Annotated in this window: 1 protein-coding gene; it reads left to right on the top strand. The window is 61.5% G+C overall.

Annotated elements, in window-relative coordinates; all coding sequences use genetic code 11:
* The coding region (locus AC1DWI_RS25210) for a penicillin acylase family protein (protein ID WP_477726189.1) at positions 1–744 on the top strand (744 nt) is incomplete at both ends.

Raw genomic sequence — 744 nt, 5'->3', positions numbered from 1 at the left:
CACTTGAAACCGACAGGTTGCTGCGCACCCTGGGTGTTGTGCAGGCCGCCGAGCGCCAATGGCAGAACCTGCCGGCCGAGGGGCGCGATGCGATGCAGGCCTACAGCGATGGTATCAATGCTTTTTATCAGGGCTCTTCGCAGGCGCTGTCTCCCGAGTTCCATATCGTGGGCGTCAAACCCGGAGGCCTTTCCGGCAAAGCCTGGTCTCCCACTGACAGCGTCRCATGGTCGCTGATGATGGCGCTGGACCTGGGGGGCAACTGGGGCACCGAGTTCGCGCGCCTGTCGGCGGCCCGGCTGCTGAAGCCCGCAGAACTCCAGCAGTTGTTTCCGCCTTACCCAGGCGAACAGCCTGCCTCGAAAGTGGACTTTGCCAAGCTGTATGCGGGCTTGGGCGTGTACCGGTCTGATCTTCCGGATGCTACGAAAAAGATAGCTGCTGGCGCTGGTAAATCAAGGGCTGGAGGCCTGTTTTATCAGAAACCTTCGCCATTAAACGTCATTGCGCTGGCCTCTGACATCAACGACTGGGCTTTGGCGCTCGGCGACGTGGGAGGTAAAGGTTCCAATAACTGGGTTGTGGCGGGCTCTCACACCAGCACCGGCAAGCCGCTGCTCGCCAACGATCCGCATCTGGGACTTTCGGCGCCGGCGGTCTGGTATTTCGCGCGGCTGCAGGCACCTGAAGGCAAGACAGCCAACGGCGTGAGCGCGCTTGGGCTGGACGTGATTGGCGCGACAT

The sequence above is a fragment of the Polaromonas sp. P3_C2 genome, from assembly GCF_056402675.1.
The sequence above is the reverse complement of the archived record's forward strand: the minus strand, read 5'-3'. Positions and strand labels throughout refer to the sequence as shown.